Here is a 2,856-nt window from a genome sequence, read left to right as displayed (position 1 = left end):
AGATGGTCGCGCAGGGGCAGCTGATCGTCGGCTGGGACGCCGAACCCGCCGATGTGGCCCGGCACATCCACCCGCACCCGACACTCTCGGAGGCGGTGGGCGAGGTGTTCCTGACGCTCGCGGGGCGGGGGCTGCACCAGCGCTGAACACGGCGAATGCGGTGGCGCGGACTCCGGTTGGCGCTTGCCCGCGGGGTATCCAGCCGGATGCTTGACAGCCACCCCGTGCCGTGCGGGACTGGGAGGGCGAAGCCGGGTGGGACCAAACGGGGGTGAGTCTTCTGCCGGAGCCGCGCTATCCCAGCGTTCCCGAACTGGTCGCCTCCGCACAGGCGTTGGCCGCTCAGGAACCCGGGCTGTGCGCGCTGCGGCAGGTGGGCCTCTCCCGGGCGGGACGGCCGCTGCACCTGCTGTCGGTCGGACACGCGCGGCGGGCGGTCCTGGTGGTGGCGGGAGCCCATGCCAACGAACCGGCCGGCGGCTCCACCCTGCGGGCGCTGGCCCGGCGGGTGCTCGCCGAACGGGAGCTGCGCGCCGGCACCTCCTGGCACTTCCTGCTGTGCGCGGACCCGGACGGCGCCGCCCTGCACGTCACCCCGGCCCCGCGCAGCCTGCTCGACTACCACCTCGGCTTCTACCGGCCCACGGGCGCCGAGCAGCCCGAGTGGTCGCCCTCCGTGCTGCCCCCGGACCGGCTGCCGCCCGAGACCCGCGCCCTGACCGGGGTGATAGACGAGCTGCGCCCCTACCTCCAGGTGACCCTGCACGGCACCGATCTGGGCGGCAGCTGGGTGCAGTTGACCAAGGACGTGCCCGGCCTCGCCGAACCGTTCGCCAAGTCGGCGGCGCAGCTGCACATCCCGGTGGAGACGGGCGCCTCGGACGCGGCGGGCTGGCCGGCCTCGGGGCCGGGGGTGCACGTGATGCCGGGGCCGGAGACGGGCGTCGCCTACCCGAGCATGCCGGACGACGCCCGCAACAGCACCTGGTACCACGCCCACCGCTACGGCGGGCTGACCGCCGTGGTGGAGGTGCCGATGTGGGCCAGTGACCTGGTGGACGACCCGGCGCCGCACCCGGCCCCCGCGGCGGCGATGCGGCAACTGGCCCAGCGGCTGCTGCGGGACGCGCGGGAGGTGGAGCGGGTGCTCGCCGAGGCGCTGCCCCGCCTCGACGGCGCGGACGGGCCGCTGCTGCGGGCCGCCCGGTGGGCGCTGGGACTGATCCCGGGCCTGGCCGAGGACTGGACCCACACCCCGCCGGCCGGCACGACGATGGCGTACGTGGGCAGCGTGGACGCCTTCGGACGGCGGCTGCCGCTGCGGGCGGCCGCGATGCTGCTGCGGGTGCTGCGGGAGACCGACGACCGGGCGGCGCCGCGCCTGGAACGGCTCGTCGCCGCCTGGTCGGAGGCCTTCGGCGAGCGCTTCCGGGCCCGCTGGGTGCCGCTGGACCACCAGGTGGAGCACCAGTCCCGCACGGTGCTGCTGGCCGCCCAGCAGGCCCGGGAGCAGGCGGAGCGGTGAGCCCGCCGGTCAGTCCCCCAGGGCGAAGACGGCACCCGTCCGCGCCCGCAGCTCGCAGGCGTTGGTGTACGTCCTGCGGAAGTCGACGGTCCGTCCGTTCCAGTGGCCGCGCGCGGTGGCGGTGACCGGGGAGTAGATCCGCGGGCAGAAGACCTTGCGGACCGGGACGCGGTCGATGTCGCCGCGGGCCGCCGCCAGTTCGGCGCAGGCCTCGGCCGCGTACGGGTGGCCCTGGGGCGGGGCGCACCGCAGCAGCGTGCCGTGCGCGGCGCCGGCCCGGGTGACCGTGAGGTGCAGCCGGTTGCCGTAGGGGTGGGACGCCGCCCGGGCCGGACCCGCGGCGAGGAGACCGGCGGCCGCCAGGAGTGCGCCCGCGGCCGCTGTCGCTCTGGTGAGGTACGTCATGCCCGTTGCATCGGCAGGACGTCCCGCGCGCCCCAGGGCGAGTCACCCGTTCGAACCATCGCGGCCGGTCGCGGTTACGGCGCTCAGCCCACCGCCAGCCGGTACGCCACCCGCCCGAAGGCGACCTGGTCGCCCTCGCGGACCACGACCGCGCCGATCACCCGGCGGCCGTTGACGGTGGTGCCGTTGGTGGAGCCGAGATCCTTGAGGATCCACAGGCCGCCCTGATGGCTGAGTTCGGCGTGCACCCGGGAGACGGTCTCGTGGGTCAGCCGCAGCCCGTTGCCGGGGTCGCGGCCGATGCGCAGCGGACGCGGGTGCCCCGGTGCGGGCAGCAGCAGCTTCGGCAGCCGCTCGGCCTGCCAGGCGCGGCGCAGTCGTACCGTGAACCCGGAGACCGCCTCGACGCTGCCGAACACCGCGCGGGAGAAACGGTTCTCGCGGGGCAGGTCGGCGACGAGGACGGCGATCTCGTCGGCGTGCCGCGCACCGAGCACCAGTTCCATGCGGCGCACGAACGTGTCGTGCGACAGCCGGCCCTTGGCGACCCCGTCCCGCAGCACCTCCAGTGCCCTCTCCCGCTCCGCGTCGGACAGCCGCGCGGACACCGGGGCCGGGGCGGCGGAGGTGGAGAACTCGAAGGACGACGTCACGCTTGTGATTGTCGGTCAGCGGGCGTCGGGTGTCCAGAAAGCGGGGAACCGGCGCCCACGCGCGGGGACTTCCGCGCGGACCGCCGGGAAACGTTCCACGACACCTGCGGGGAAAGGCCCCGATTCGAAAGCGGATTGATCGTCCGGACGGCACGATGGGGACGCGGGACATCACGGTGAGCAGACGAAGGGGAACCGTCCGTGCAGTTCGAGGTGTGGGCACCGCAGGCAGACCGAGTGACGCTCCAGTGCGAGGGCGCGGCGCACCCGTTG

At 74.9% G+C, this 2,856-nt stretch carries 3 protein-coding genes and 1 pseudogene; 2 read left to right on the top strand and 2 right to left on the bottom strand.

Annotated elements, in window-relative coordinates:
• Together FRZ03_RS40350 and FRZ03_RS17050 are read left to right on the top strand one after the other, a co-directional pair.
• Positions 1-146, top strand: a pseudogene (locus FRZ03_RS40350) (dihydrolipoyl dehydrogenase); the annotation flags it as partial.
• Positions 147-271: 125 nt separating this feature from the next.
• Positions 272-1,525 (top strand): M14 family zinc carboxypeptidase, encoded by a 1,254-nt coding sequence (locus FRZ03_RS17050; protein WP_146466010.1) that lies wholly within the window; start codon positions 272-274, stop codon positions 1,523-1,525.
• Positions 1,526-1,534: 9 nt separating this feature from the next.
• Here the strand turns inward: FRZ03_RS17050 and FRZ03_RS17045 are convergent, their stop codons facing one another.
• Entirely contained in the window at positions 1,535-1,930 is a 396-nt protein-coding gene (locus FRZ03_RS17045) for an SSI family serine proteinase inhibitor (protein WP_146466009.1), read from the bottom strand.
• 83 nt (positions 1,931-2,013) lie between these two features.
• On the bottom strand, positions 2,014-2,583 hold the full coding sequence (locus FRZ03_RS17040) for a DUF1707 and FHA domain-containing protein (protein ID WP_146466008.1): 570 nt from the start codon (positions 2,581-2,583) through the stop codon (positions 2,014-2,016).
• Between the last annotated feature and the right edge of the window lie 273 nt (positions 2,584-2,856).

Source organism: Streptomyces misionensis (assembly GCF_007896895.1).
GTDB classification, from domain to species: Bacteria; Actinomycetota; Actinomycetes; order Streptomycetales; family Streptomycetaceae; genus Streptomyces; species Streptomyces misionensis_A.
Note: the sequence above shows the minus strand (reverse complement) of the source record. Positions and strands in the feature narration are given on the sequence as shown.